At 59.3% G+C, this 25,857-nt stretch carries 25 protein-coding genes; 14 read left to right on the top strand and 11 right to left on the bottom strand.

Features of this window, described 5'->3' with window-relative positions:
• Positions 1–105: 105 nt before the first annotated feature.
• Positions 106–519: a hypothetical protein gene (locus tag AD928_RS13155; protein WP_062251020.1), complete on the top strand. Its 414-nt coding sequence runs from the start codon at positions 106–108 to the stop codon at positions 517–519.
• A gap of 8 nt (positions 520–527) precedes the next feature.
• Here AD928_RS13155 and AD928_RS14845 read toward each other — a convergent pair whose 3' ends face one another.
• Positions 528–689 carry a hypothetical protein gene (locus AD928_RS14845; RefSeq protein ID WP_156102590.1) on the bottom strand — a complete coding sequence of 54 codons (162 nt, stop codon included), beginning with the start codon at positions 687–689 and terminating at the stop codon, positions 528–530.
• 267 nt (positions 690–956) lie between these two features.
• Here AD928_RS14845 and AD928_RS13150 point away from each other — a divergent pair, with 267 nt between their 5' ends.
• The 3 genes from AD928_RS13150 to AD928_RS13140 are packed head-to-tail and all read left to right on the top strand — an operon-like array spanning position 957 to position 3,202.
• Positions 957–1,628: a cell division ATP-binding protein FtsE gene (locus tag AD928_RS13150; protein WP_062251019.1), complete on the top strand. Its 672-nt coding sequence runs from the start codon at positions 957–959 to the stop codon at positions 1,626–1,628.
• 3 nt (positions 1,629–1,631) lie between these two features.
• The gene (locus AD928_RS13145) at positions 1,632–2,582 is read left to right on the top strand and encodes a cell division protein FtsX (RefSeq protein WP_062251018.1); all 951 of its coding nucleotides are present in this window, start codon (positions 1,632–1,634) and stop codon (positions 2,580–2,582) included.
• Positions 2,579–3,202, top strand: a complete 624-nt coding sequence (locus tag AD928_RS13140) for a YdcF family protein (RefSeq protein ID WP_082779898.1) — start codon at positions 2,579–2,581, stop codon at positions 3,200–3,202. The genes AD928_RS13145 and AD928_RS13140 overlap by 4 nt, the downstream gene beginning before the upstream one ends.
• A 433-nt stretch (positions 3,203–3,635) precedes the next feature.
• Here AD928_RS13140 and AD928_RS13135 read toward each other — a convergent pair whose 3' ends face one another.
• The 5 genes from AD928_RS13135 to fghA all read right to left on the bottom strand — a co-directional run bounded on the left by AD928_RS13135 (position 3,636) and on the right by fghA (position 8,374).
• Positions 3,636–5,492, bottom strand: a complete 1,857-nt coding sequence (locus AD928_RS13135) for a hypothetical protein (protein ID WP_062251017.1) — start codon at positions 5,490–5,492, stop codon at positions 3,636–3,638.
• Positions 5,489–5,989, bottom strand: a complete 501-nt coding sequence (locus tag AD928_RS13130) for an ABC-three component system middle component 2 (RefSeq protein ID WP_062251016.1) — start codon at positions 5,987–5,989, stop codon at positions 5,489–5,491. Before AD928_RS13130 ends, AD928_RS13135 begins: the two co-directional genes overlap by 4 nt.
• Complete coding sequence (locus AD928_RS13125; RefSeq protein ID WP_062251015.1) at positions 5,980–6,441, bottom strand: ABC-three component system protein; 462 nt, start codon at positions 6,439–6,441, stop codon at positions 5,980–5,982. Before AD928_RS13125 ends, AD928_RS13130 begins: the two co-directional genes overlap by 10 nt.
• A gap of 158 nt (positions 6,442–6,599) precedes the next feature.
• Positions 6,600–6,899, bottom strand: coding sequence for a hypothetical protein (locus tag AD928_RS13120; protein ID WP_167347373.1), 300 nt, complete (start codon positions 6,897–6,899; stop codon positions 6,600–6,602).
• 611 nt (positions 6,900–7,510) lie between these two features.
• Positions 7,511–8,374, bottom strand: a complete 864-nt coding sequence (fghA, locus tag AD928_RS13115) for an S-formylglutathione hydrolase (RefSeq protein ID WP_082779896.1) — start codon at positions 8,372–8,374, stop codon at positions 7,511–7,513.
• Positions 8,375–8,691: 317 nt separating this feature from the next.
• Here fghA and AD928_RS13110 point away from each other — a divergent pair, with 317 nt between their 5' ends.
• The 3 genes from AD928_RS13110 (at position 8,692) to AD928_RS13100 (ending at position 11,965) form a co-directional block, all read left to right on the top strand.
• Positions 8,692–9,567, top strand: a complete 876-nt coding sequence (locus tag AD928_RS13110; RefSeq protein ID WP_062251013.1) for a bestrophin family protein — start codon at positions 8,692–8,694, stop codon at positions 9,565–9,567.
• A 79-nt stretch (positions 9,568–9,646) separates the two neighbouring features.
• A complete protein-coding gene (locus AD928_RS13105) occupies positions 9,647–10,237 on the top strand; it encodes a CarD family transcriptional regulator (protein ID WP_043552352.1) in 591 nt (196 codons plus the stop codon).
• Between the two features lie 117 nt (positions 10,238–10,354).
• Positions 10,355–11,965 (top strand): tetratricopeptide repeat protein, encoded by a 1,611-nt coding sequence (locus tag AD928_RS13100; protein WP_062251012.1) that lies wholly within the window; start codon positions 10,355–10,357, stop codon positions 11,963–11,965.
• An 84-nt stretch (positions 11,966–12,049) separates the two neighbouring features.
• Here AD928_RS13100 and AD928_RS13095 read toward each other — a convergent pair whose 3' ends face one another.
• Positions 12,050–13,471, bottom strand: coding sequence for a penicillin-binding protein activator (locus tag AD928_RS13095; RefSeq protein ID WP_062251153.1), 1,422 nt, complete (start codon positions 13,469–13,471; stop codon positions 12,050–12,052).
• Here AD928_RS13095 and rsmI point away from each other — a divergent pair.
• Complete coding sequence (gene rsmI / locus AD928_RS13090; RefSeq protein WP_062251011.1) at positions 13,459–14,439, top strand: 16S rRNA (cytidine(1402)-2'-O)-methyltransferase; 981 nt, start codon at positions 13,459–13,461, stop codon at positions 14,437–14,439. The two genes, AD928_RS13095 and rsmI, sit on opposite strands and share 13 nt — an antisense overlap.
• A gap of 6 nt (positions 14,440–14,445) precedes the next feature.
• Here rsmI and AD928_RS13085 read toward each other — a convergent pair whose 3' ends face one another.
• A complete protein-coding gene (locus AD928_RS13085; RefSeq protein WP_062251010.1) occupies positions 14,446–15,672 on the bottom strand; it encodes a BaiN/RdsA family NAD(P)/FAD-dependent oxidoreductase in 1,227 nt (408 codons plus the stop codon).
• A 5-nt stretch (positions 15,673–15,677) separates the two neighbouring features.
• Positions 15,678–16,346 (bottom strand): glutathione S-transferase family protein, encoded by a 669-nt coding sequence (locus AD928_RS13080; protein ID WP_062251009.1) that lies wholly within the window; start codon positions 16,344–16,346, stop codon positions 15,678–15,680.
• 175 nt (positions 16,347–16,521) lie between these two features.
• On the opposite strand from AD928_RS13080, the gene minC reads away from it, so the two are divergent.
• The 3 genes from minC (at position 16,522) to minE (ending at position 18,497) form a co-directional block, all read left to right on the top strand.
• Entirely contained in the window at positions 16,522–17,220 is a 699-nt protein-coding gene (gene minC, locus AD928_RS13075) for a septum site-determining protein MinC (protein ID WP_061507064.1), read from the top strand.
• Between the two features lie 141 nt (positions 17,221–17,361).
• Complete coding sequence (gene minD / locus AD928_RS13070; protein ID WP_062251008.1) at positions 17,362–18,177, top strand: septum site-determining protein MinD; 816 nt, start codon at positions 17,362–17,364, stop codon at positions 18,175–18,177.
• Positions 18,174–18,497, top strand: a complete 324-nt coding sequence (gene minE, locus AD928_RS13065; RefSeq protein WP_062251007.1) for a cell division topological specificity factor MinE — start codon at positions 18,174–18,176, stop codon at positions 18,495–18,497. Before minD ends, minE begins: the two co-directional genes overlap by 4 nt.
• Positions 18,498–18,583: 86 nt before the next feature.
• Here the strand turns inward: minE and AD928_RS13060 are convergent, their stop codons facing one another.
• Positions 18,584–19,276 carry a GntR family transcriptional regulator gene (locus AD928_RS13060; protein ID WP_082779895.1) on the bottom strand — a complete coding sequence of 231 codons (693 nt, stop codon included), beginning with the start codon at positions 19,274–19,276 and terminating at the stop codon, positions 18,584–18,586.
• A complete protein-coding gene (locus tag AD928_RS13055; protein ID WP_082779894.1) occupies positions 19,263–21,101 on the bottom strand; it encodes an ABC transporter ATP-binding protein in 1,839 nt (612 codons plus the stop codon). Before AD928_RS13055 ends, AD928_RS13060 begins: the two co-directional genes overlap by 14 nt.
• 183 nt (positions 21,102–21,284) lie before the next feature.
• On the opposite strand from AD928_RS13055, the gene cysG reads away from it, so the two are divergent.
• The 3 genes from cysG (at position 21,285) to AD928_RS13040 (ending at position 25,762) form a co-directional block, all read left to right on the top strand.
• Positions 21,285–22,694: a siroheme synthase CysG gene (cysG, locus tag AD928_RS13050; protein ID WP_062251150.1), complete on the top strand. Its 1,410-nt coding sequence runs from the start codon at positions 21,285–21,287 to the stop codon at positions 22,692–22,694.
• Positions 22,695–23,126: 432 nt separating this feature from the next.
• Complete coding sequence (locus tag AD928_RS13045; RefSeq protein ID WP_062251006.1) at positions 23,127–24,797, top strand: porin family protein; 1,671 nt, start codon at positions 23,127–23,129, stop codon at positions 24,795–24,797.
• A 137-nt stretch (positions 24,798–24,934) separates the two neighbouring features.
• On the top strand, positions 24,935–25,762 hold the full coding sequence (locus AD928_RS13040) for an aldo/keto reductase (protein ID WP_062251005.1): 828 nt from the start codon (positions 24,935–24,937) through the stop codon (positions 25,760–25,762).
• The last annotated feature ends 95 nt before the right edge of the window (positions 25,763–25,857 follow it).

Genomic DNA, 25,857 nt, shown 5'->3' with positions numbered 1-25,857 from the left:
GTGCTTGGGCGGCACTTGTGTATAATCCCGCCCAATCTGTGCGTGCCTGTTGGTTTCTGACCGCCGCCGCACCCTGTTTTTACTGGCTGAGGACACACCAGATCTATGGACCACACCCCCAACCGCGCTGATGCTCAGCGGCCCCTTTCCTTTTTATCCAACGCGCAGACTTCTACGCCGCTGGGGCTCAAGCTGGCCCGTGCCGGCCTGTGGTCCATCTGCTATTTTGTGTTCTATTTTATCCAGCAACTCGCAGAGCTGTTTGCCCCGCTACTGCTGATTGCCGGCGTGGCGTGGAAAGCTCTACCTGTGCTGATTGGTGCCGTCTCCCACGTCAGCGCCTCAGCTGACCCGCAGGCGCGTGACGCCATTGCCAACGTGGCCTCTGCCATTCCGGAACAGCTCACCATGGCAGGCCACACGCTGACAGCCAGCGGCATGATCTGGGATGGCATTCTGCTGATGGGTCTGGCCGCTGCCGGAGCTACACTGGCCACGCTGGCCGGGCGCAATATGTAAAAGGTAACTCAGCCCGGTTGATGCAGCCGGGCTGCCGCGGGCCAGACCTGCACAATATCCTGCCACCAGAAACTGACTGACAGGACCACAAGCACAGCCACCACACCGCTGGCCATCCACGCCCACCGCCAGAACCTGTCCGTCAGCATCAGTTCTCGTAAAGCGGGCATTCTTACCTCTTCCTGATTGATCTGCCAGCAGGCTTCAAAGCTCGAATCGGAGGGCTACTCTGGTAGCGTGTTTGCCGAGCCAGCCGCGGGAACCGTCTTTATACACAACAGACGGAACGCCACGTCAGACCGGAGGCCCCGGCCTGCTATTTTAGCTTCCCCTACGGCTTCTGATCGACAGCACCACCTTCCCTCCGTTACACTTATTTCCATGCGTAACCCCCGTCCTTTTTGCCTGCTGCCGAGTAGCAGAACCGTGCTTTCTCCATGATTCGTCTCACCAACGTCTCATGGCGCAGGGAGCGCAAGGCCAGCACCCCCGTGCTCTCCAACCTGTCTTTTGAGGTGCCTCAGGGCGGCTTCCGCTGGCTGCTTGGTCCCTCTGGCGCGGGCAAGACCAGCCTGCTCAGCCTGCTGCATGTGGAAAGCCTGCCCTCCGATGGTACGCTGTGCCTACTGGACAAGGATGTAACAGCCCACACGCACCGCTCCGTTCTGGTCCGCCTGCGGCAAAGAATCGGCATGGTGCATCAGGATTTCCGGCTGATGCCCGACCTCTCCGTGGCCGATAACGTGGCGCTGCCCATGCGCCTGCAACACAGGCCGGAAGATGAAATTACGGATGAAGTTCAGTCCATCCTGAAATGGGTGGGTCTGGGCGACCGGCTCGGCGTCCGCGCCTCCCGCCTGTCTGGCGGTGAGCAGCAGAGAACAGCCATTGCCCGCGCCATTGTGCATCGCCCCGGCCTGATTTTGGCGGATGAACCCACTAACGCGCTGGAAGAACCGCAGGCCCACAAACTGCTGGATATGTTCAGTGAGCTAAGCAGCATGGGCACCACCGTGATTGTCGCCACCCATAATGAGGCACTGGTCCGCCGCCTGTCCCGACCGGCCTTAGTGCTGGAACGCGGTCGCCTTGTGCAGGACGGAGCCTGAGCCGTGGCCCTTCCCTTTTCTGGCCGTAAAGACGGCCTCTCCCTCTCCGAAGCGCTGCCTGACAGAAGCCTGTTTATTCTGGTCGCCATGATGAGCTTTCTGGCTGCCCTGACGCTGACGGGTGCCACCGGTGCGCGCACCCTCTCCACCCGTTGGGCAGGCGGTGCCGCGCAGTTGCTGACCATTCAGGTTTCCGAACCCGACCAGCCCCTTGCCGCAACCAGCAAAGCCGACAAAACAGCCCAGCCAACCCGCGCCGATGCCGTGCTGGCGGACCTCGCGACCCTGCCCACAGGCACGCAGGTCCATCGGCTGACGCAGGAAGAACTGGCCAGACTGCTCACCCCCTGGCTGGGTGATGCGGGCAAAACGGCTCTTCCGCTACCTGCCGTTATTGAAGTGCGTCTGGCCGAGGGGCAGGAAGCTCCGGCCAATCTGGAACAGACGCTGGACGCACATGTGCCCGGCACGGTGGTGGAACATAATGCAGAATGGAGCACCCGCCTGCGGGCTCTGGCCCAAAGCCTACTGGCCTGCGCTGCTCTGGCGCTCGCCACAGTTGGCGGCATTGCCACCATGATCACCGCTCTGGCCACAAAAGCGGGCCTGTCCACGCGCCGCGATATTATTGAAATCCTGCACGGGCTGGGGGCGACAGACAGCTATATTGCCGGGCGCTTTGCATGGCGCACGGGTGGGCTGGCGCTTGGCGGTGGCCTGCTGGGCACTCTGCTGGCCATGGCCCCGCTGCTCCTGCTATTCAGAATGGCCGCCCCGTTTGCGGCCTCCACGCTGCAAGCCGCCAGCACCACCATGCCGGACTGGCGCACCCTGCCGGACCTTCTGCCCGGTGATATGCTGGTGGGGCTCGCCGCCCTGCCGTTTGTGGCCGCCTTTATTGGCTGGGTGACGACACAGTTTATGGTCCGCGTCTGGCTCCGACGGCTCCCATGAGACACGAGGCCGATCGTCCTCATCGCCCCTCACGCCTGTCTCGCTTCATCTTCTGGTGGGTTAAAATGGGGTTGCTGGCCAGTCTGGCGCTCTGCGGGGCCTTTGGCTGGTTTGTGTATGATGCGCTCAAGCCTGCCCCAGATAACATGCCGCACACCGATGGCATTGTGGCCCTAACAGGCGGGCAAGGCCGCGTGGACACATCCCTACGCCTGCTTATGCAAAACCGAGGCGATAAGCTGCTGATTTCCGGAGTGGACCCGCAAGCCACCCAGCAGGACCTGCTGCCGCCCCACCTGCCCGAAAGCCTGAAGGACCGCGTAACCCTCGGCTATCTGGCCCGCTCCACTATTGAAAATGCGAGTGAGACAGCCGCATGGGTGGTGGACAACCATGTCCACACGCTTACCGTCGTCACGGCAGGCTACCACATGCGCCGCGCTCTGGTAGAACTCCGCCGTACCCTGCCGGGTGTCACCCTCTACCCCTACCCGGTTATCCCCCCAGCACTCGAACATCCACTCGAAACATCAACCATGCAACTCCTCCTAAGAGAATTTGCAAAATGGCTCGGCGCACTAGCGGGTTTTGCGCATAACCCGTCGCGTGTTGCGGGGTGACTGTGGAGAATTAAGGGAATGTCTGATTAGTGGGGGGGAACGGAAGGTCGGCCATTGGGCGGAAAATTAGACAAGTAGCCATTCGTGCCTTTAACGTCCATGATAACTTTGCGCCCAATTTCGATCGTTGTTGGCTTATTTCAGCGATTCCGAAAGCAGAAGAGAAACGGTCGGTTAGAACAGTCTCATGCCATGAGCTTACTGGGTTTCTGGCACGAACGTCCGGAATGTCACGGCCCACGAAGAATGCTACAATGCGGCTAATCGTGAAGCGGTATCACGGGCATAATTGTGGATGCTTGAAGTGCTGATTGACGGCATCGAAGATGGACTATCGTCTCGTCCGGCCATTACGAAAATTGGCTGAATTCCTACTTAGTTGGTCCTAGGAAACTCTTACCAATGCCATCTATTGATATACCCGCCTCGCAACTCAGACGGTAGGAAAGAGCCCGGACCTTCCGCCGCCCTTCTCACCGTAAAACACTTCAACTCTGGCCAGAGAACCGATATTCGGTGGCAGATCGACATTCTCAAGGACAATGAACTGGGCTCCGCTTGCTTCAGCTGCCAGGTGCTCGAAAAAGTGGTCGCGAAGCGGGAGCTGGGCAAATGCCTGCTCGTCGCTACTAAGCTCGCCGTGCTTTGACGTGATCGGGTCCCGATAAGTCAGTAGCGGAGTGTCGAGCAGAAGAAATCCGGGATGCGGAAGCCCACGTTCGCGGCAGAACAAGAGAAGGGCAACCTTGAAGGCTGCGTGCGTGATCGCGCGTACGCCTTTGCCATTATCACGGCGGAGCTTGCCATCGATCTTTAGGTCGAAGGTAGCGTCATCCCAGATGACATGCCTGTTTCCAGGAAACCTCCAAGCCGTGAGTACTCGACTAACCTCTTGCGCAAAATCGTATGTCGCTGTTGAGTTAATACCTTGGTTTGGCCGTTCTCCAACACGAGTTGCCTTCTCTAGCTCCAAAGCAGATCTCCGCACGATGAGTCCATCGCGTTGCTCGAGCAGCGATAGCCCGCGCTTTACCCGGTCCCGCGCGGCCATGATCGTGGCCAGCTTAGTTCGCGACGCTGAAACCTCTGGTGTAGCCGCCGAAATTTGGCTTTCGACGGCCTCCAGACGTTTGGCAAAGTCGGGTAAAGCATTCCGAAGCGCTCGCCCTACTCCGAGGATCTGCTGCACAGTTGCGTTGAGGTCCACCTGCTGTCGTTTGATTTTTGCTATCTCTGCCATAGCCGCTGCTCGGATACGTCCAATATCGCCGAGGGCGTGCTCATGTTGTTGGGCGTCCGGTGATGCCCCGCATAAAGGACAGTCACGATCACCGCCAATAGTAAGAATGAAACCAGCTTCCTCGATCGATTCGAGACGTTCGATGTCGGAATCATAGACCTCTTGAAGGCGCGCAAATCGTCGAAGATTCATCTCTATTTCTGACATGCGTGCTTCAGCGCGCGCGTACTCAAGAGTTGCCGTGCGGCGATCTAAGAGCAGCACCTGCACTGCTTGTTGAGCAGCAGCTATGTCGGCTTGTGCAGCGATCAAGGAATCTTCGAGCTTCCCCTCTTGCTCTTGAATATCGCTGATGTCTGGGAACTCTGCCTCAATGTCTGCCTGCACGGAAGATAGCAATTCTTCCAGCATTTCGAGTTTCGCAGCCTTGGAGGTACGGAAAGACTTCGGATCCATGACAGGTACGACAGCACTGTCATCCAGACCTGTTAGAAGAAGTCTGAAAACGCTACGCTCGACCGTTGCGCTATGACGCTGCCCCGATAAGGCAGGCGAAGATTCGCTCAGAATCGCGGTCTCATCAACAATACAGAATCGGACAAGATCCCGGAAACTCAAGGGGCGCTTCGTGCCAGAGACGTTCGTTGCTAGCTGTCTGCCCCGAAGGCCAATTAGACTGAGGAGGAACTGGGAAACATTGTTTTCATTGGACGCATCGTTCTTTTGTCCGAGGATGCGCGCGTTCTGGGGAAGCTGGTCGGTAATTCCTTCAACAACGTTCAGATTTCCTCCGGCCATGCTCCTTGAAAGTGTCGCTAGTTGGTCATCGCAAGCGAGAGACAGCCAAAGTTTGTCGTATGGGCGGCGCTGATCAATGTCCGGCAGGAGACCGCCAGAACCCAAACCAAAGTCGATGGCTTTGGATGCAAAGGATTTTCCTGTATTTGAAGCGCCGAATACAACGTTGAGCCGATCCTCGAACGTGAGCTCAACGCGCGGTGTCTTCGGCCCAGTGAAGGCAAGCCGATTGAGGATGAGCCGACTTGTCACGAACGTTGCCTCGGGAGGCTATCTTCGCCTTGGAATTCAACAGACCACCGGCCAATCTGATCAGCAACGCGCTTCGTGAGGTGCGCTGCGTCAAGATCGCCAAGCTCAGCAATTAGCCATCGCGCCCGCTCCTTTAACCCTAGGGCGTAATTCGTTGTTAGGAGGTTCACGAAGGCTGACGCATCGTCGCCAGCGCGGTACGCGATACCGGTTTCGTCATGGGTCACATCGATCAAATGTAGACGCCGCATAAAGGACAAGCTTTCTTCGACAAGACGCCGTCGAATTAGTAGTTCCCCTGTCCTTCCAGGAAGAGCAGGGTGTAAGCTGTCGGGGCCTCCAATGTCTTTGGTGTGGACAACAAGATGATCAAACCAAGTCAGGCGTGCCAAATCAAGAGCGCGCGGATACGCCGCTTCAAGGATGACAATGGCCCTAGTGCCGGTCTCGAGATGACTGTTGTAGAGCGGTGGACGCCCTTCACCGGTTATTTCCATGACTTGATGCGCTCATCGTTAACAAGATGGTGGCAAATCCCCTGACGGACCTGCACCCGCGCATGAACTGCAAGCGGGCCGGTAGGGGAAATCACAGCTGCATGCCCCATGACAGCTTCGACACGGTCGAGGGCCGTTGCATATTTTTCGCGATGCTTCTGGATAATGCCATGGTAAACCTCATCTTCGAGGGCCGCCATCTCGGCTCCTAAGGTATTATCCCGGTAGTGCCGTCTGAATTCATCTGCTGTGTAGAAGCGCTCACGTTGTTCAGAGAAATGTGGTCCATGAACTGTGTGGACGACAACATCGTCCTCGGAATAGGTGCAGCCATCCTTCTCGCCATAGGCCAAGAAAAGTTCGATTGCATAACGGGCTTCCCTTTGCGCTACCGCTAGTGGAACCACGCCTTCCGGTGGCTTTCCGGGATCAGTGCCAAACATCGCGGCCATCGCTGGCTTTGCGGCGTCGTCCGCAAGGATATGATCAATAGATGTTCGTCGAACCAGATTGAAAGCGAAGGTATTGAGATGGGCGCGGAGACCTGCATCCAGAGGGATAGTCTTGCCTTTCGTAATCTTCCTCGCACAATTCGCGTCCCAATTGTCAATTAGTGCCTGCCTAAGCTTGTTGGGGCTAAAATGAGTTCCTCCAACGGACGGCTAAGACCTTTGGGCGCGACAAAGGTATATTCTACCGGCAGGGTGAACGCGCCCTGATGGCTAAAATGAATAATCTTCCCCAGTTCAAGAAGGGCAGAGCCAACGCTTAGATTGCGGCCGTACTGCTTGCACTGATAGTTGTGCCACTGCCCGTCATGGAGTTGATCTGTCAGAAACCCGACGACATCGCGGCCCATATCTCCTGAACCGGAAAATCTTTCCACATGGTGATACTTCGGGGCTGCCATCACCTTAGCCCATCGAAGGACAAACTGCTCGAGTTCGTCATCGTCTAAAGCGAGAAGATGTCTACGGTAATTCATGCTCGTTTCACGGCGCCCCCGGCTTTTGATAGAACGTAATCGTCAACTCGCCAAGGCCGCGAGACTGGTTGCACATCCTAAGGCGCATTGCGGTCCGGGCTCCTGCGGCATTAAATATTATTCTTAGCGAAGCGGCTTTGGTGCTTCGGATTGGATAGTGAGTAAAAATAACACTCTAGCAGTTCGTCCATAAGAGCCGAAATGATCGGTCGACCGAAGGTGCAGGTAAAATTTTAGGCGCCATCATACCATTATTCCGTCAACCAGCGACGGACGTTGTCGATTTCCAATTGCTACGTTGTGCGGAAGCACGTAGTCGCTACCACGCAAATAGTAGCCGTCTGCACCAACACATCAGTGAATAGCCAAATCATCATTAATGAAAGTCTGTCATTCTGGGTCAATATTGAGTTGGTTCTTGAACTATCCTTACCCTAATTGTGATGTCCGCTATGCGGACACTGATCTGGGAGCCTGTATGTCCGGCATGAGGGCGAAAGCAGACCAATCATTTTCGCCCAATGTTGAAAATTCCCTCACACCCCCCTCAACACCCCCGCATGATGCCGAACATGATCCGCAGCAAAGCTCTGCACAAACCAGTAAGAATGGTCATAGCCCGCATGTCGGCGGAGGCGGAGGGACTGGCCTGCTTTGCGTGCAGCCTCTTCCAGTAGTTCCGGTTTCAGTTCGCGTTCCAGAAACTGGTCGGCCTCGCCCTGATCAATCAGAATATCCGCCGGGTGACGGTAGCCATCTTCCAGCAGGCAGACGGCATCTTCCCGTCGCCATGTCTGCCGGTCTGGCCCCAGGTAGCCGGTAAAGGCTTTCTCACCCCACGGCACGGCTGCCGGATGCACAATGGGGGCAAAGGCTGAGACGGATTTCCAGAACTCCGGTGCCCGCAGCCCATGCACCAGCGCGCCGTGGCCGCCCATGGAATGCCCCATAATGCCGCGGCGTGTGCCGTCCAGCGGGAAGAGCTGTTCTGTTAAGGCAGGCAATTCCTGCGCAATGTAGCTGCCCATGCGGTAATGGCGGCTCCACGGTTCCTGCGTCGCGTCCAGATAGAACCCGGCTCCCGTGCCAAAATCCCAGCTTTCCTCCTCACCCGGCACCTGCGCTCCGCGTGGCGAGGTATCCGTCGCCACCAGCGCAATCCCCAATCGGGCGGCTTCGGCCAGCGCATTCGCTTTAATAAAGAAGGTTTCCTCGGTGCAGGTCAGCCCCGCCAGCACATGCACCACCGGCACAGGCCGCGCCGCCGAGGCACCGGGCGGCACAAACACGGCAAAGCGGGCTTCCAGCCCCAGCACGTCGGACTGATGGCTGTAAAAGCCAACGCGTCCCTCGTGGCACAGGTGTTCCGATCTGGTTTTCAGCATGCTGCTGGTCGTCATCAGCCCGACACTCCTTATTTTCCCCAAGCCACAGCGCAAATGCTCTGCCGCCCTGACGCAATACGGCCACGATAATCCGCTTTTTAACGGACGGGCCAGAGCTGTTCTCGCGTCCGGGGTCACAAGAAAATCATGACGATTTTTTTAAAAAGCCCTCCCCACCCCCCCCACACACGCGCCAGACCATGCTATTGTCCCGTTCTGCGCGATACAGCATTGCATCCAGGGAAACCCTTTGGGGGCTAAGCTGTTAAGCAACATTGCTTTTTATGGTCCGGCCCCGGTGCCTGACATCAGAGAAAATGGAGATTTAATGGATGATCGTTGACCAGCGGATCGGCCTGCGCATCATCACGAAAGAAATTTTTGGTGTTATCCTTCTTATGGCGGCGTGGGATTTCATCGTGGTTATCCTGTTCCAGGTATTCCATCAGGAATGGATGGAGCAGCCAAGTCTGCCCACTTCGCTCATTGGCTCAGCGCTGGCCCTGTTCATGGGCTTTCGCAGCAATAGTGCGTATGCCCGCTGGTGGGAGGCCCGCACCCTGTGGGGGGCTATTACCAATAACAGCCGCTCCTTCGGCCGGCAGGTCGGCACTCTGCTTAAAGACCGGCCAGACCTGATGATGGGCATGGCCGCCTACCCGCACGCCCTGCGTGGCGCGCTGGGGAATGTGGATGTCTCTGCCGACGTCAACCGCCTGCTCCCGCCGGAAATGGCGCGGGCCATTGCAGGCTGGCGCAACCAGCCTAACGCCATTCTCTATCAGCTCGGGCTGGGCGTGAGTGATGAAGTCGCCAAAAAGGGCATTGATGGCGCAGTGCATGGCCAGATTGACCGCATCCTCTCGGACCTCGCCAATGCACAGGGTGGCCTTGAGCGTATTCGCAACACGCCGTTGCCCATGCAGTTTTCCGCCCTGCCCCGTGCGCTGGTGAACGTCTTCTGCATCCTTCTGCCCCTGTCCATGGTGCAGACGCTGGAATGGATTACGCCGCTGGGCTCATCTCTGGTGGGTATTCTGTTTCTGGTGCTCGATAAAAGTGCGAATGACCTGCAGGAGCCGTTTGCCAGCACGCCGCATGCGCTCCCTATGGCCGCCATGGCCCGCACGATTGAAATTGATGTGGTCCAGCCCACAGGCCTGCCCCTGCCACCCCCCATTACCGCAGTAAACGGCATTCAGCCCTGATCTGCGGCTCCATCTGCCATACGGGCCTGTCTGCCGTTTTGGAAGACAGGCCACCGAAATTGTGGTATAAGGTTTGGTTATGAGCACATTCAGAACAACTCCGAAAGGCGGCGTGACAGACGCAATGGCACGCACTGCCGCCGCAACAACCGCAGCGCAGGCCAAAACCAAAATTAAAGATGACGACCCCTTCCAGGAAGGTGACGCCATTGTCTATGCCGCCCATGGCGTGGGCCGTGTAGACCGCATCGGTGTTGACGAGATTGCCGGGACCAAGCTGGAAGTGATTCAGATCTCCTTCCCCGGCAACCAGATGACCCTGCGCATCCCGCTGACAAAAGCCCGCAAGGCTGGCCTTCGCAAAATCGTCTCGCGCGAGATTGTGGACAAAGCCATGGCGATCATCAAGGGCAAACCGCATGTCAGCAAAGGCATGTGGGCCCGCCGCGCTGTTGCGTATCAGGAAAAGATCAACTCTGGGGATCTGGTTCAGATTGCCGAAGTCCTGCGTGACCTGCGCCGCAATGTGGATAGTCTGGACGGCAGCTTTAGTGAACGGAAGCTGTTTGAAGCCGCTCAGGAACGTTTTGTGGCGGAAGTCGCTGTTCTTGAGAAAAAAGACCCCACGGAAGTTCTGGACTCCCTCACGGCTGTGATGAAAGCAGCCTGAGCTTCCTGCTCCAGATCTGACGCAAAAACCCGGTCCGGCCCAGTGCCTGACCGGGTTTTTTGATGGCGGGTGCGCTTCCTCTTTTCAGCACTGCATGAGCGCAGTAGGCTGGCGGCCATGACGCGCAAAGCCTCCTCCCCCGCACATTCTGCGGCCCCTGATCCTGCCATTCTGCGCCGGGCGCTGAGTGAGATCAAAGCCGGGCACTTTGAAAGCACTCTGAAGGCCCTCAGTCCCTACGCCAGCAGTGGGGAGAATTCCGTTGATATATTACGCGCCTTCTGTCTGGCAGGAACCCATAAGCCGGAACAGGCTGCGGAACTTCTGTGCCGCGTTGCGCGGAAAAGCCCCACCACCGTTCACCCCCTGCAGGACCTGAGCGACATCATGGCCGAGCTGGACCGCAGGCCGGATGCCGTTGCGACCTGCCGCGCCGCGCTGAAGGTCACCCCGCAGGATGCCCGTATTTATGACGTGCTGGGCGGCGTGCTGACCCAGATGGGCCTGTTTGACGAGGCCGTTGAAACCCTTCGCCACTCCATCGCCCTCCGCCCCAATGCCACCTATTCCTACAACATGCTGGCCATGGCACTCACGGAGCGCGGAGATATGGCTGAGGCGCTGAGCGTGCTGGAAGGCGTGCTGGCTGAAAACCCGGACCATGCCGGCACTCTCTCCAACATCGGCTGCATTCTGGCCGGTGAAGGCCGGTTTGAAGAGGCACTGAACGCCTACCGCCGCGCCATTACCCTCCGCCCCACCGATGCCCAGATCCGCCTGAACCATTCCATCACTCTGCTCAAGGCCGGACGCTATGCGCAGGGCTGGGCAGAGCATGAATGGCGACTGAAGCTGCCGGGCCACAGCAGCCTGCCGCAGGACCGCCTGCTCCCCTCCCTCGGCCCGGACACAGATCTGACCGGCCAGCGCGTTCTGGTCACGCAGGAAGAAGGTCTCGGCGATACGCTCATGTATCTGCGCTATGTGGAACCGCTGGCCCGCCGGGGCGCGCATGTTCACCTCTGGGTGCCGGATACGCTGGAAGATCTCTGCCGCCGTCTTGAAGGCGTTGGCACCGTGCAGGTCGGGGGCGAGGTGCCGCCGTATGACTGGCATTGTCCCTTTATCAGCCTGCCCCGCGTTTTTTCCGCTACGCCGGATGCCATGGGCGCACCCGGCCCGTATCTGAAAGCCGACCCCAACAAGGTAAAAGAGTTTGCCGAACTCCTGCCGGACAATCACAAGCTGAATGTCGGCGTCATCTGGGGTGGTGCGCCACGGCCTAATCTGATTGGCCCGCATATGGTGGACCGCAGACGTTCCATGAGCCTGAAAACACTGGAACCGCTCAGCGCTATTCCGGGCATCAATCTCATCAGCCTGCAAAAAGGCCCCTATGCGGACCAGATGCTGGACCCGCCCCGCAACATGACGCTATATGACCCTACGGATGACCTGCATACCATGGACGATACAGCCTCGCTCATGATGTCACTGGATGTGATTGTCTCTGTCGATACCTCATCTGTCCATCTGGCCGGGGGACTGGGTAAGCCGGTCATCATGATGGATCGGTATGACAATTGCTGGCGCTGGCTGCATGGACAGGACACCAGCCCGTGGTACCCAACCATGCACATCACCCGCCAGACCACACCCCGCAGATGGGATGATGTGGTGAAAAAGGTCGCAGAACGCCTTCGCGTGATGGCCGCCTATCGCGCCTGACACAGCGGACTACGCCTGAAACAAAAACGGGGCACCGGGAATTTCTTCCCGGTGCCCCGTTTGCTTTTTCAAGCCGTGTTCAGATCAGCCTGAAACAGCGCTTTTGGTGGTGGCCGGAACCAGCAGCTTTGCACCGCCACCATTATCCAGCACTTCAAACACACCCAGCGCACGGCGCGTGCGGCCATCCGGCAGCAGTGTGAACGGACCATCCACCCCGGCAAACCCTTCCGAACGGGTCAGCACATCAGCCGGGTAACCATTGGGCGCCACGCGCGCCACGGTGGTGGCAACCTTCGCGGCATCATAGGACAGATCCGCCAGCGGACGCGGCATGTGGTGGTTGCGCGCCATAAAGCGGCTGGCAAAGCTCTGGCGGGATGACGGATCCGGCGCCGCATACCATGCACCCTTCAGGGCACCTAGCTTGGTTGCAAAAGCCGCCCACAGGCCCGGCCCCATAATCCGCACATTCGCGGAGGACACCTGACTATCTGCCAGTGCGCCAATCACGTTTTTCAGGCCGAGGCCTGTATCGCCCAGCAGCAGCGCATCAAACGGCGGCGGCGCAAGTTTGGGCACTGCCGAGGTTTGCGCTGCGCCATCAGCCGAAGCAGTTGCAGACGTATCAGACCCACCTTTGAGCGCTGCGGCCAGATCAGACGGCAGCGCCTTATCTGCTGTGTCCGTGCTGCCCGTAGCCGGTGCCGCAGGCGTGCTTGCAGGAGGCGCAGCATTGCCATCCGGCTGCGCTTCTGCGCGGCGCGTATCGTAGGAGGACAGCTCCCGCATCATCTGCGTAATGCTGGCCTGAGAGCCGGTATGATAAACAATGGTGGGGGACATCAGGCCCTGATCCCGGCAGGACGCCAGAAGACCATTCCCCAGCGCATGGCCCAGCGGGTTATCCGGCAGGAAGGCTGCAAAACGATGCCGCCCTTCCTGACGCGCCGTGGCGACCAGACGTTCCACCTGATCTTCCGGCGTAATGCCCATCACCCACACACCATTCCGGGCCTGACCAACATCACTGGTAAAAGCCAGAACCGGCATGCTGGCAGACTGCGCGGCAGGGGCCGCTGCTGCGGTATCCACCGCCGTCAGCGGGCCAAGGATAATGCCATCGCCAGCTTCTGCCGCCGCCGTGGCCGCAGCGGAGGCGCCCCCGACGGCTGCCGTGTCATGCACATCCATTTGCAGGGCAGAGGCCTGCCCCTGCGTCGTGGAGGTTCCATTTTCTGCAAGAGCAAGCTGCGCCCCGGCCAGAAGCTCATGCCCGAGGGCGGCATTCGGCCCGGTCAACGGCAGCAGAACGCCAATCTTGTGGCTGGTCGCGGCCTTTGGGGCCTGCGGGCCAGTGGCTGCACCGGGGCCGGACTGATCCGCACATCCCGCCATTGCAAGACCAACTGTACCCAAAACAACCATTCCGGCCTTGCGTCCTGCGCCATTTCCAGCCAGACCTCGCGTGGATGCCTTTGACAGGAAAGAATATGTGCGCGTCATCATCCAGATCGTCCTCCGCAAACAACCGGCCTGATGAAGCTTATGACCGGACTTCCACACTCCATAGCGAAGGAAAGGCCTCTCGTCATGCCTTCTCTTCCTCCGGTGGTGCGGCAGGCCTCACTCTGGTTGCGACTCCCATAGGAAATCTGGGAGATTTCAGCCTGCGTGGCGCGGAAGCTCTGGCCGAAGCCGACCTGATTTTGTGTGAAGATACCCGCATGACAGCCCGCCTGCTGTCTGACCGGAATATTACGACCCGCACGGAAGCCCTGCACGAGCATAATGAACGCCAGCGCGTTCCGGCCCTCATTGAGCGGATGCAGAACGGCACCCGCATGGCGCTGGTGTCCGACGCCGGCATGCCGCTGATGTCCGACCCCGGCTTCCGGCTGGTGCGGGCAGTGATTGAGGCCGATCTCTCGCTAACCGTCATCCCCGGCCCTAATGCGGCCCTGACGGCGCTGGTATTATCCGGCCTGCCGCCGCACCCCTTCATGTTCATCGGCTTCCCGCCCCCGCGCTCTGCCGCCCGTAAGGAAGCCTTCGCCAAACTGCGCGCCGCTGAACGGGCGGGCCTGAGCGCCACCCTGATCTGGCATGAAGCCCCGCACCGGCTGGCGGATACGCTGGCTGACATGACCGAAGTTTTTGGGGAAGACCGCCCCTGCGCCGTGGGACGGGAACTCACGAAGCGCTTTGAGGAAGTCAAACGGGGGCCGGTAGGCACCCTTGCTGCCTTCTATGCGGAAACAGCGCCGCGCGGGGAAATCACCCTGCTTCTCGGCCCGGCAGAAGCGGAAGAAAGCAGCGCGGATGATCTGGATACGACCCTGCGCACCCTGCTGAGCACTCATTCCGTCAAAGACGCCGCTGCTCTAGCCGCCACCGCCATCGGCCTGCCCCGCCGCACGGTTTACGCCCGTGCGCTGGAACTAGCTGCGGAACTTAAAAACAGCTCGGACTAAATCGCCTCAGGAGGCAGCACTTTCTCCAAGTGCTTCCCCTGCCGCATGCCCGCTGGCCCATGCCCAGTGGAAATTATAGCCACCCAGCCAGCCGGTCACGTCCACCGCCTCACCAATCACATAGAGATTGGGCACAGTCTGCGCTTCCATGGTTTTGGAAGACAGTTTCCGGGTATCAACCCCGCCGCGCGTGACTTCCGCCTTCGCAAAGCCTTCCGTACCGGTGGGGTGCAGGTCCAGACGATGAATGCGGTCAGCCAGAGCGCGCAGCGTGCGGTCCGGCCATTCCACAACAGGCCGCTCTTCCGGCGCACTCTGGCGAGCCAGTTCCTGCGCCAGACGATGCGGCAACCAGCGACCCAATGCTGCCGGGCCTTTCATCTGCCCTTTGGCTTTTTTCAGTTCAGTCAGAAGTGCGTTCAGATCTTCACCGGGCAGCAGATTAATCCGCACCGCCTGCCCCGGCTCCCAGTAAGACGAAATCTGCAGCAACGCCGGGCCGGAGAGACCCCGATGCGTGAACAGCAGCGATTCATCAAACCCGATTTTCCCGCAGGACGCCCGCACCGGCAGAGAGACGCCAGCCAGAGACTGCACCCAGCTTTCGTCAGGCTGCCCAAACACCAGCGGCACAAGAGCCGGCTCCGGCGAGACAACCGACAAACCAAAATAGCGGGCAATATTATAGCTGAAGCTGGTCGCGCCGAGTTTGGGGATGGAGAGGCCACCCGTCGCCAGCACAAGCGCCTTGCTGGTGAAGGTTCCGGCAGAGGTCTGCACCCGGAAATCCTGCGGCCTGGTGACATCGGTAATGCGCACATCCGTAAGAATGGTCACATTGGCGGCCTTACATTCCGCCAGCAGCATCTGCACAATGTCCCGCGCGGAATTGTCACAGAACAACTGTCCCAGCTTTTTCTCGTGCCAGGGGATTTTGTGCTTAGCCAGCAGTTCCAGAAACTGCGCAGGCGTGTACCGGCTGAGGGCTGAGCGGGCAAAATGCTTATTTTGGGAAATAAAGCGTTCGGCCCGCATTTCGGTATTGGTAAAATTACAGCGTCCACCACCAGAAATCAGGATTTTACGCCCAACCTCCGGCGCATGGTCCAGCACCACAACGCGCCGACCACGCCGGGCTGCTGTAAACGCCGCCATCAGCCCGGCAGCACCGGCACCAATAATCAGCACATCGGGCGCACGACGCGCTGCGTCGCCGCCATTATGAAAGGTCACGCTCTTCAGAAATCCAGATTGGCGTAATAGTCCGGCGGGGTAATGCCAGATACGCGGTCACCCAGCAGGGGGCGGAAACAGGGGCGAGACTTCATGCGGGCGTACCAGTCCCGCACCGCAGGCGCTTTGGACCAGTCAATATCCCCAATAAAATCAAGGCTGGAGAGATGGGCTGCTGCCGCAAAATCCGCCAGAGAGAGGAAGTTACCAGCCAGCCAGTTCCGGTTTTCCGCAAGGAAGTTGATGTATTTCAGATGCGGCTTCATGGCCGCATACCCTTCCCGCAGAATGGTGCCATCCGGGTTACCGCGGCCACTAATGCGCTTCATGACGCGCTCGCCAATAAAACGGCGAGACACATCGCGCGCAAAGCGCTGGTCAAACCACGCCACCAGACGCCGCACTTCCACGCGCTCAGCCAGCGTGCGGCCCAGCAGCGGCGTATCGGAATAGGCTTCTTCCAGATACTCACAGATCACGGAGGAATCCGGCACAACCAGCCCGTTATCTTCCACCAGAACCGGCACTTCACCTGCCGGGTTCATGGCGTAGAATTCCGGGCGTTCTTCCCACACCCGTTCCACGATGACTTCAAACGGCAGACGTTTTTCACCCAGCACAAGCCGGATCTTCCGGCAGTAGGGGGAGAGGGGGAGATGATACAGGGTACGCATGCGCAAGATTTATGACATTGTCTGCCAGCGCGCCAGAGGGTAATCGGGCCTGCGGGCATCAAATAATGCACAGGGTCCCTGCGCGTTCTGCACAGATGCTCGACAGACAACCCTTGCAGCGTGTACCACTGCTGCACTTTCCCGTCCGATCCTACGCAAGCGAGATCTCACGTCCTTGTCCGCCACGACATCCCCCCTGCCCCGCATCCGTATCTCCGGCCGGTCTTTTCTGGCGCTCACGCTCACCCCGGAAGCCCCGCTGGAAGACTGGCTAAGCGCGCTGGATCACCAGATTGCCCGCTCTGCCGGGTTCTTTGCCGGCAAGCCCATTATTCTGGACCTCGGGATGCTGGATGCTGAAACACAGCATCTGGCTGATCTGCTGCCTGCCCTGAAGGAACGCGGCATCCGCGTGATGGGCATTGAAGGCGGGGACCGCTCCTGGCCTGCGCTGGCGGACTGGGAATGGCCGGAGAACTTTGCCGGTGGCCGTGCCTCTGCCGAGATCGATATCCCGGAAGATGACGTACCCGAAGCCCCCGGCCCGCGCACGCTTATTCTTGAGAGCCCCATCCGCTCCGGCCAGCAGGTCGTGTGGCCGGATGGTGATGTGATCATTCTCGGCTCCGTCGCCTCTGGGGCGGAAGTCTCAGCCGGCGGCTCCATCCACGTCTACGGCCCCCTGCGTGGCCGGGCCATTGCAGGCATTGGCGGCAATGGGGAAGCCCGCATCTTCACCCGTGCGCTGGAAGCCGAACTGGTGGCGATTGACGGTTTTTACGCCACCGCGGAAGAAATGAATGCGGACCAGACAAGTAAACCGGCTCAGGTTGCACTTTCCGGGGAAACACTCACTTTCCTTCCTCTCACGTAACACTTTTACGCAAAAGACTTCGCTTAAGGCGAATATTCTGCGTTCCATTTTTGATGACAGATTGTAAGGTTGCGTTCCTACACGGCTGTCGTACTAAGCTGACGGCAAAGCAGCCTTAAAGACCAAAGAGGAATAACACGGATGTCAAAGGTTCTGGTCGTCACGTCCGGCAAAGGTGGCGTGGGTAAGACCACCACCACCGCAGCCTTAGGCGCAGCGCTGGCACAAAATGGTCAGAGCGTTGTGCTGGTTGATTTCGATGTCGGCCTGCGGAACCTTGATCTGGTAATGGGCGCAGAACGCCGCGTGGTGTTTGACCTGATCAACGTGATTCAGGGTGATGCCAATCTGGCGCAGGCGCTCATCAAGGATAAGCGCGTCCCCTCCCTCTCCCTGCTGCCTGCCTCCCAGACGCGGGACAAGGATGCCCTGACGTCTGAAGGCGTGGCCAAGGTGATTGCGGAACTGCGCAAGAAGTTTGACTGGGTGATCTGTGACAGCCCTGCCGGGATTGAGCGCGGCGCACAGATGGCCATGTATCACGCCGATATGGCCGTGATTGTCACCAACCCGGAAGTCTCTTCCGTGCGTGACAGTGACCGCATTATCGGCATGCTGGACAGCACAACGGAAAAAGCCAAAAAAGGTGAGAAGCTGGAAAAACACCTCCTCCTCACCCGGTATGACCCGCAGCGCGCCTCCCGGGGTGACATGCTGGGGACAGACGATGTGCTGGAAATCCTGTCCATTCCGCTTCTGGGCATCATCCCGGAAAGCGGCGACGTACTGCGGGCCTCAAACGTGGGAGCCCCGGTTACGATAGCTGAGCCTGAAAGTGCAGCGGCGCGCGCCTATAACGATGCGGCGCGGCGTCTGGCAGGCGAGAAGCTGGAAGTCACTATTCCCACGGAACGCAAAGGCCTGTTTGACTGGCTGTTTAAACGGAGAGTCTCATGACCTTCCTCTCCAATATCTTCAAACGCCGCTCCTCGGCACCCGTCGCGCGCGACCGTTTGCAGATTCTCCTCGCTCATGAACGGATTTCCGGTGGGGAAGGCAAAGATGATCTGCTCGCCCAGTTGCACCGGGAAATCATGGAAGTGATCAAACGGCACGTCGCCGTGGATCAGGACAAAGTGCAGATCAAGCTGGATCGCGGTGCCCACTGCTCCACGCTGGAAATTGACGTAGAAGTGCCCGGCCTGACGGACGTCAAACCGAGTGAAAAGCCCGCTATTCAGGCTGCCAAGGCTGCTCCTCAGGCCAAAAAAGCCTGAGGCTTACCGCCATCACGGTATAAAAAAACCCGGCCCGCTCTTGCAGCGGACCGGGTTTTTCTTTGCCCGAACACTCTCAAACAGGGTCAGGCCGGCAAAAGCGGTTCCAGCCAGCTGCGGGCCTGCTGGAAATCCTGCCGGATTGCCGCCACGGCCGCTTCCGCATCATGCCGCCGGAAGGCTTCAAGCAGCAGCATGTGCGGATGATTAGCCTCCACCGGACTGGCTGGCGGCAAACCATTGGTGCCAGCATAAAACGGGCCAATCCGCGCCCACAGGCGCTGCATAATACCGGCGGTAATGGTCATGCTGGAAAAGTCAGCAATCGCACTATGGAAGGCGGCATTCCCGACAGCCGCCTGATGCGGGTCTCCGGCCAGATAGCCATCAATAAAGGACTGATGGCAGGTTTCCAGCACGCCAATCTGCTCCGGGGTTATCCGCCCCGCCACATTGCGCGTCAGGCGCTCTTCCAGGTCCCCGCGCAGAGGATGCACTTCCTGAAACACCTCCCGCGAGAGAGCGGGCACGCGGGCAGTATTGCGGTCATCCAGTTCCAGAGCCTGTTCGGACACCAGCCGCAGCAGGGCCTCCCGCACCGGGGTCGGGCTGAGGTTAAGAGACGCCGCCAGCGGACGCAGAACCAGCCTTTCACCACCCTTATAAGTGCTCAGGATCAGGCGTTCTCTGATCTGCTGATAAGCGTAAGCGGCAAGAGCCCCTTTAGCTGCCGCCGGACGATCAGAGTCCAGAGCGGGCGCATCGTCATGCAACATCATTCGTATGGGTCACCTGCTGGTTCAAAAAATTCTTATACGGGCCGTCCTGCTGTTCCAGCAGGGTGGGAGAGCCGTCCTCCACAATCCTGCCGTCCTGCATCACAACAATTCTATCAAAGTTGCGCAAAGTTGAAAGCCGGTGTGCCACCGCAATCACAGTCCGGCCCACCATTAGCCGCTCCAGCGCCTTTTGCACATGCGCTTCACTTTCCGTGTCCAGCGCACTGGTCGCTTCATCCAGAATGAGGATAGGCGCGTTGCGCAGGAAGGCCCGGGCAATAGCAATCCGCTGCCTCTGGCCGCCGGACAGCTTTACGCCCCTATCCCCCACCAGCGTCCCAAACCCCTCCGGCATGGCCTCGATAAAGTCCGCACACCCAGCGGCCGCCGCTGCGGCGCGCACGACTTCATCCGTCGCATCGGGACGGCCATAGCGAATATTTTCCATCACGGTGCGATGCAGCAGAGAGACATCCTGCGGCACAATGGAGAGGCAGGCCCGCAAGCCATCATCCGTCAGGCTGCAAATATCCTGCCCGTCAATCAGAATACGGCCTGCCTGCACAAAGCGGAGCCGCTGCAACAGCGCCAAAACCGTGCTCTTGCCGGAACCGGAGCGCCCCACCAGCCCCACGCGGGCACCTGCGGCAATATGCAGGTTAAAGCCATCCAGCACCTTTGCCCCGCCGGGATAGGCAAAGCCGACATCCTCAAACACAATCTCGCCGCGCACCGGGCCGGGGTGCGGCACGGCGTCATCCCGGTCGGGCATATCGTGCGGCACCAGCAAGGCAGACAGCACTTCAGAAAGCCGCGCATTGTGCTGAATGGTCTCCACCAGCGCCATCGCCAGATCCCGCGTGCCGTGCAGAATGGCAAAACCGAGGGTGATGACCATCACCACCTCCCCCACACTGGCCTCGCCATGTTGCCAGAGCAGCACCGCCCAGATCAGCAGACCCGCCGTCAGCACAGCCGTCAGCACGGCATGCACCATGCGCAGCTTTTCCATGTAACGCAGGGAACGCAGACGCTCGCCCATCTCCCTGCCCGCCAATGTATTAAAGCGCTGACGTTCCTGCGTTCGCATCCCAAAGGCGCGCACCAGCGCGATATTGCCCATCACATCCAGCGTCTCGCCCTCAAGCCCGGCAGCAGCCGCAGCGTATTCTCCGTGCAATGTGCGCCCGCGCACCGCCAGACGGAACATCAGCAGGCACAGAGCCGCTGCCAGAACCACCGTCACGCCTCCCATAAGCCAGCTCACGGACAGCATGAGCGTGACAGAAAGCACCACATTCAGAGCAGGCGGCAGGACGCTCCATGCCAGAAGATTTTCGAGGGTGAAGCAGACATTACCCGCCGTGGTAATCCGCGCCGCAAGAGAGGTTGGCATCCGCTCGGAAAAATATGCCGGGGAATGGCCTGTCAGAAACCGGAACAGATCGCGCCGGATATCTCCGGTCATTTCAATAAAGGTGCGGGAGGCAAACCAGCCTGCAATACGCCAGCCCATATTATCTGTGGCAATCAGCACCGCCAGAATGGCCACCGCCTGCCAGACGGCTTCCACCGGGCCATTATGCGCCGTGGCCGTCATCACATCCACCAGATGCCGGATGGCGTAGGAGGACAGAACCGCGCAGCCAATCGCCAGCCCGACCGAGCCAAACACCATCACATGCGCCATCGCCCGGTTGCGCATGTAGCGCAGCAGAAAAGCCACGGGCCGCCCGGCATACACATGCAGTTCGCGGTCCGGCACCACAATGGTTTTATCGGTCTGATTACTCTGCATGCCAGACTGTGTGACCGTTCCTGCCATTCTGCCCTCTTTGTGATGGTGAAGCCTGCGTTGCGGCACACTTTTTGTGTCCTCTCACTTGGGAAGACGGCGCTATCATGGCAACAGGCCACTGAAACGCAGAAAGATTAAAAAAGCTTTTTTGTGCGCTCAACGCATCAGAACCCTTGCGTCCCGCGCACAAGCCTGCTTGCTGAGGGTGTTATGCAGTCGTCTTCTGAAAAAACCAGCTGGTTCCCCATCATGCTTCGCCTCGACGAAGCTCGTGTCCTTGTCATTGGTGGCGGGAATATCGCCGCCAACAAGGTGCGCCTTCTGGTGCCCACCGGCGCGCGGATTGAACTCCTCTCCCCCACGCTCTGCCCCGAATTGCAGCGTCTGGCGGATGACGGCGTTCTGACGCATGTGCCGGGTCTGGTGTCGGAAGACGACGTGCGCGCCCGCTTGCCCGGCTGCCGTCTGGTTTATATCGCCACCAATGATACCACGCTGAATCGCAGCCTTGCCGCTTTGTGCCAGCAGCAGAACGTGCCGGTCTGCGCGGTGGATGATCCGGGTAATTCCAGCTTCATCACCCCGGCGCTGAGCACGCGCGGCGCGGTGCAGGTCGCCGTCTCCACAGGTGGGGCGGCGCCGGTGCTCGCCCGCCGCCTGCGCGCCAAAATTGAAGAAATTCTGCCCGCTGGCCTGCATCTGCTGGCGGACTTTATGCAGAACGCCCGCCTGCCTCTGCGCGCACGCCTGCCCGACCCGTCTGACAGGCGGCAGGTCTGGGAACGGTTTCTTGATGGCTCCGGCGGCAATCTGGCCATGAGCGGCCAGACAGAAGCCGCCAGCCGGGAACTGGATAACCTGCTGGACGGTCACACCCGGCAAGGCGAAGTCTGGCTGGTCGGCGCTGGCCCGGGAGACCCGAACTTGCTCACCCTCGCCGCCCTGCGCCTGATGCAGGATGCGGATACGGTTCTGTATGACAATCTGATTGGCCCGGACATCCTCAATTATGTCCGGCGGGATGCCGAGCTGATTTTTGTTGGCAAACAGCGCAACCGGCACACCCTGCCGCAGGAAGGCATTAATGCCGAACTGGTCCGCCGTGCCAAAGCCGGTGAACGCGTCCTGCGCCTGAAGGGCGGAGACCCGTTTATTTTTGGCCGTGGCGGGGAAGAAATCGAAACACTGACAGAAGCAGGCGTGCCCTTCCGCATTATTCCGGGCATTTCCGCCGCCAATGGCTGCGCGGCCTATGCCGGTATTCCGCTGACGCACCGGGACTGCGCACAGGCCTGCCTGTTTATTACCGGCCACGCCAAGGCCGATGGCACGCTGGATCTGGCGTGGGAAACCATCGCCCTGCGCAGCCAGACGGTGGTGATCTATATGGGCCTGACCATGCTGCCGCAACTCAGCGCGCAACTCATGGAACATGGTCTGCCCGCCGACTGGCCCGCCGCCCTTGTGGAACGTGGCACAACGCCGCAGCAGCGCGTGATTACCGGCACCCTCGCCACGCTGCCTGAACAGGCTGTTGCTGAAAATGTGACCAGCCCTGCCCTGATCATTATTGGCGAAGTTGTGCAGCATCGGGTCAGCCCGACGCTGCCGGAGGCGTAACAACTGCGTGACCTGCGTCCGTATTCCCTTGGTATTTTTCGTTATAACACCAAGGGTTTTTCCGTTCTCTTAAGCCGGACAAGTTCTATTCCCGCATAGCACCCCTCCGCCACAAGCGTGCGAGGAAGCGTGCTTTAGCGATTTTGTTTCAATTTAAAATCGTTCCGCGTCCCCGAACAAATCCGCATAACATTTTGACAACAAACAAAAACCCTCAAAATGCCGCATAATCCAGCCCGCTTGCGCTGCATAAGAGCCCCTTGAAAGCCTCACAGCTCAGGGGCGGCACTGCCTCTTCCGGTCCCTTTGCCTCCGCCCTGTTTCCTTGCCGTTTAGGCCTTTGTACTGGCAGGAAACTCTTCTTATCAGGGTGTTGACGGAGGGAAGTCCAATCTCTCAGAGATAGCAAACGACGTGAGGGAGCAGACTTTTATGGCATCGAGAAAACGGGCACTTCTATTACCTGTTGTGGTAACATCTGTTGCCTGCGCGCCATTTATGACTGCGCCATCTGCACTGGCTGACGACTATAGTGACCTGCTGGATATTCTTCAGCTCAAAGGCAGCCTGACCAGGCATGAGCACGATACCCTTCTGGCCAAACATCTGAGCCACACCGCAGGCACAACGCAGCACACAGCCCCGGCGCGTACAGCCCGCCCCGTCCGCACGGCCACCGCGTCTGCCCCGCATCATGCCGGTCCGGCTGCGCACACCCTCGGTTCGGGTTATGAAGATGGCATCCGGTTTGATCCGGGCGCGCCGGATGAAGCCTCCAGCCGCGCAGAACTGGCAGCCAACCGGGCCGAAGCCAGTGCTCGCTCCGCGCAGGAAGCAATGCGCTCCACCAATGAGGCCCTGAACAGCAACAGCATCGTCCGCGTGGCCAAATACGTTCCCGGCAAGGGCCTGACCTTCAAGGCCGGTCCGATCGACATCAACTTCTCCGGCTTCGTGAACGGGTTCTACACCTATAACAGCCCCGCAGGCGGTCGCCCGGTGGCGGGTGGCGTCTCCACCGGCTCCAGCGGGTTTGATTCCTCTTCCGTGCGTAACGGCCTGCTGCCCGCAGGCTTTATCCTCAAGCTCAGCACCACCCAGTCGGGCATTGATATGTCCGCCGTGCTGGGCATGTATCCGGGCGTGGACAACGCCAAGAACGGGGCCTTCAACGCCAACACAGGCGGCAGCCCCGTCGGGCTGGGCACCGCCGGGATCGATCTGCGACAGGTTTACGTAACCGTCGGCACCAAGGCAGTCGGGACGTTCAAGTTCGGGCGTGACCTCGCCATTTTCGGCAGCGACGCCATCCTGAACGATGCCACTCTGCTCAGTGTGGGGTCCACCGGCAGCAATGCTGCACCGGGCAATACGTCGCTGGGACGTATCGGTGTCGGTTATGTCTATGCCGACTGGATCCCGCAGATTTCCTACGTCTCCCCCAAATATCACGGCCTGCAGGGCTCTGTCGGCGTCTTCCAGCCGCTTGATGAATTCAACTTTGCCGGGGGCGATGCGTCAGGCCGCGCGCTCTCTGCCTCATCAACTCAGCATTCCTCCCCCATGATACAGGGTAAAGGCACCTACGACTTTACGATTGGTGGCGTGCAGACCCGTATCTGGGCCAGCTTCCTTGTGCAGCATCAGCAGGGCCTGACCAGCCCGGATCTGGATGCCAGCAGCCGCCGCGGTGCAATGGTGGAAGCGGGAGAAATCGGCACCAAGATTACCTACAAAGGCTTTCAGGGTGTGGCCTATTACTACCGGGGCAGCGGACTGGGCACGACCGGCCTGTTCTTTGACGGCATTGCCAACAATGGCCGCAAACGGGCGTCGGAAGGCTATTACGTGCAGGCCATGTATAACTTCACCAAGAAGTTCAAGCTGGTCGGCAGTTATGGTGTGAGTAATCTCTATCAGGCTCCGGGCGAAAACAGCTCTCTGCTGGTGCGTCGCAACCAGTCCGAAGTCGGCGCGGCCTTCTATAGCCTGACCGACTGGCTGAACCTTGTAGCGGAATACGCCCACACGGAATCTGCCGCCCACGGCCCGAACAAGGAAAGCGATAACTCCGCCTCCGCCGGCGTCATCCTGCTGTTCTGAGGGCGGCTGGTTTTTCTGAACCATCCCCACCCCGAAACGTTAAGAAAGAAAGCCGCGCCCCGCCTCCCGGCCCTGTGCCGCACGGAGGCTGGGTTGCGCCTCTGACGTTCTGACAAGACATTCAAGGATTGCGCCCCATGCCCTCAGCTCCCCTTCTTACTCTGAATGACGGCCACAAAATTCCCGGCATGGGGTTTGGCACCTACCCCATGAATGATCAGGAAGTGGAAGCCGCCGTGCAGGCCGCCCTGCTCACCGGCTATCGCCTGATTGACACCGCTGCCAGCTATGGGAACGAAACGGGTGTTGGCCACGCGCTGCAAGACTCTGAAGTTGAAAGAAAAGACATCTTTCTCGCCACCAAACTGCGCGGGACGGATCAGGGCTATGATGCTGCGCTCAAAGGGCTGGATGGCAGCCTCCAGCGGCTGAATGTGGACTATGTGGACCTCTACCTCATCCACTGGCCCCTGCCGGAAAAAAACCTGTATGTGGAAAGCTGGAAGGCGATGATTGCCGCACAGAAGGACGGTAAGATCCGCTCCATCGGCGTCTCGAACTTCAAACCCGCGCATCTGGAACGCCTCATTCAGGAAACGGGCGTCGTGCCTGCCGTCAACCAGATTGAAATCCATGCCGACTTCCAGCAGGCCGACATGCGCCGCTTCAATGCCAAACATGGCATTCTGACGGAAGGCTGGCGGCCGCTTGGCAAGGGGCTGATGGATAACCCCGTGATTGTGGAACTTGCGGACAAACACAACCGCACCCCGGCCCAGATCATGCTGCGCTGGTTTACCCAGAACGACATCATCCCCATCCCCAAATCCAGCAATACAGACCGGATGCGGGCCAATCTGGATATCTTCAACTTCACGCTGGACGAAGGCGATCTTGCCGCCATTGCGGGGCTGGAAGCCGGAAACCGTCTGGGCGGTGACCCGGATACCCACATAGAAGAATAATTTTTATACACGTCAGGCAGCACGCGTCTGACCGTCTGACGGGCGTAATCCGGCCTGTGGCGGCGCTCTTCGCCCTCATAAAGCCGCAAGCCGGA

This window comes from Acetobacter cerevisiae, assembly GCF_001580535.1.
Lineage (GTDB): Bacteria > Pseudomonadota > Alphaproteobacteria > Acetobacterales > Acetobacteraceae > Acetobacter > Acetobacter cerevisiae.
Note: the sequence above shows the minus strand (reverse complement) of the source record. Positions and strands in the feature narration are given on the sequence as shown.

Coding starts and splice junctions, on each gene's coding strand:
- AD928_RS13105 (WP_043552352.1), top strand. CDS start 9,647: ATGAGCACATTCAGAACAACTCCGAAAGGCGGCGTGACAGACGCAATG.
- minD (WP_062251008.1), top strand. CDS start 17,362: ATGTCAAAGGTTCTGGTCGTCACGTCCGGCAAAGGTGGCGTGGGTAAG.
- AD928_RS13045 (WP_062251006.1), top strand. CDS start 23,127: ATGGCATCGAGAAAACGGGCACTTCTATTACCTGTTGTGGTAACATCT.
- cysG (WP_062251150.1), top strand. CDS start 21,285: ATGCAGTCGTCTTCTGAAAAAACCAGCTGGTTCCCCATCATGCTTCGC.
- AD928_RS13130 (WP_062251016.1), bottom strand. CDS start 5,989: ATGGAAATAACCGGTGAAGGGCGTCCACCGCTCTACAACAGTCATCTC.
- fghA (WP_082779896.1), bottom strand. CDS start 8,374: ATGACGACCAGCAGCATGCTGAAAACCAGATCGGAACACCTGTGCCAC.
- AD928_RS13140 (WP_082779898.1), top strand. CDS start 2,579: ATGAGACACGAGGCCGATCGTCCTCATCGCCCCTCACGCCTGTCTCGC.
- AD928_RS13095 (WP_062251153.1), bottom strand. CDS start 13,471: ATGACGCGCACATATTCTTTCCTGTCAAAGGCATCCACGCGAGGTCTG.
- AD928_RS13150 (WP_062251019.1), top strand. CDS start 957: ATGATTCGTCTCACCAACGTCTCATGGCGCAGGGAGCGCAAGGCCAGC.
- AD928_RS13040 (WP_062251005.1), top strand. CDS start 24,935: ATGCCCTCAGCTCCCCTTCTTACTCTGAATGACGGCCACAAAATTCCC.
- minE (WP_062251007.1), top strand. CDS start 18,174: ATGACCTTCCTCTCCAATATCTTCAAACGCCGCTCCTCGGCACCCGTC.
- AD928_RS13155 (WP_062251020.1), top strand. CDS start 106: ATGGACCACACCCCCAACCGCGCTGATGCTCAGCGGCCCCTTTCCTTT.
- rsmI (WP_062251011.1), top strand. CDS start 13,459: ATGTGCGCGTCATCATCCAGATCGTCCTCCGCAAACAACCGGCCTGAT.
- AD928_RS13120 (WP_167347373.1), bottom strand. CDS start 6,899: ATGGCAGCCCCGAAGTATCACCATGTGGAAAGATTTTCCGGTTCAGGA.
- AD928_RS13125 (WP_062251015.1), bottom strand. CDS start 6,441: ATGGCCGCGATGTTTGGCACTGATCCCGGAAAGCCACCGGAAGGCGTG.
- AD928_RS13080 (WP_062251009.1), bottom strand. CDS start 16,346: ATGCGTACCCTGTATCATCTCCCCCTCTCCCCCTACTGCCGGAAGATC.
- AD928_RS14845 (WP_156102590.1), bottom strand. CDS start 689: ATGCCCGCTTTACGAGAACTGATGCTGACGGACAGGTTCTGGCGGTGG.
- AD928_RS13110 (WP_062251013.1), top strand. CDS start 8,692: ATGATCGTTGACCAGCGGATCGGCCTGCGCATCATCACGAAAGAAATT.
- AD928_RS13100 (WP_062251012.1), top strand. CDS start 10,355: ATGACGCGCAAAGCCTCCTCCCCCGCACATTCTGCGGCCCCTGATCCT.
- AD928_RS13060 (WP_082779895.1), bottom strand. CDS start 19,276: ATGATGTTGCATGACGATGCGCCCGCTCTGGACTCTGATCGTCCGGCG.
- AD928_RS13055 (WP_082779894.1), bottom strand. CDS start 21,101: ATGGCAGGAACGGTCACACAGTCTGGCATGCAGAGTAATCAGACCGAT.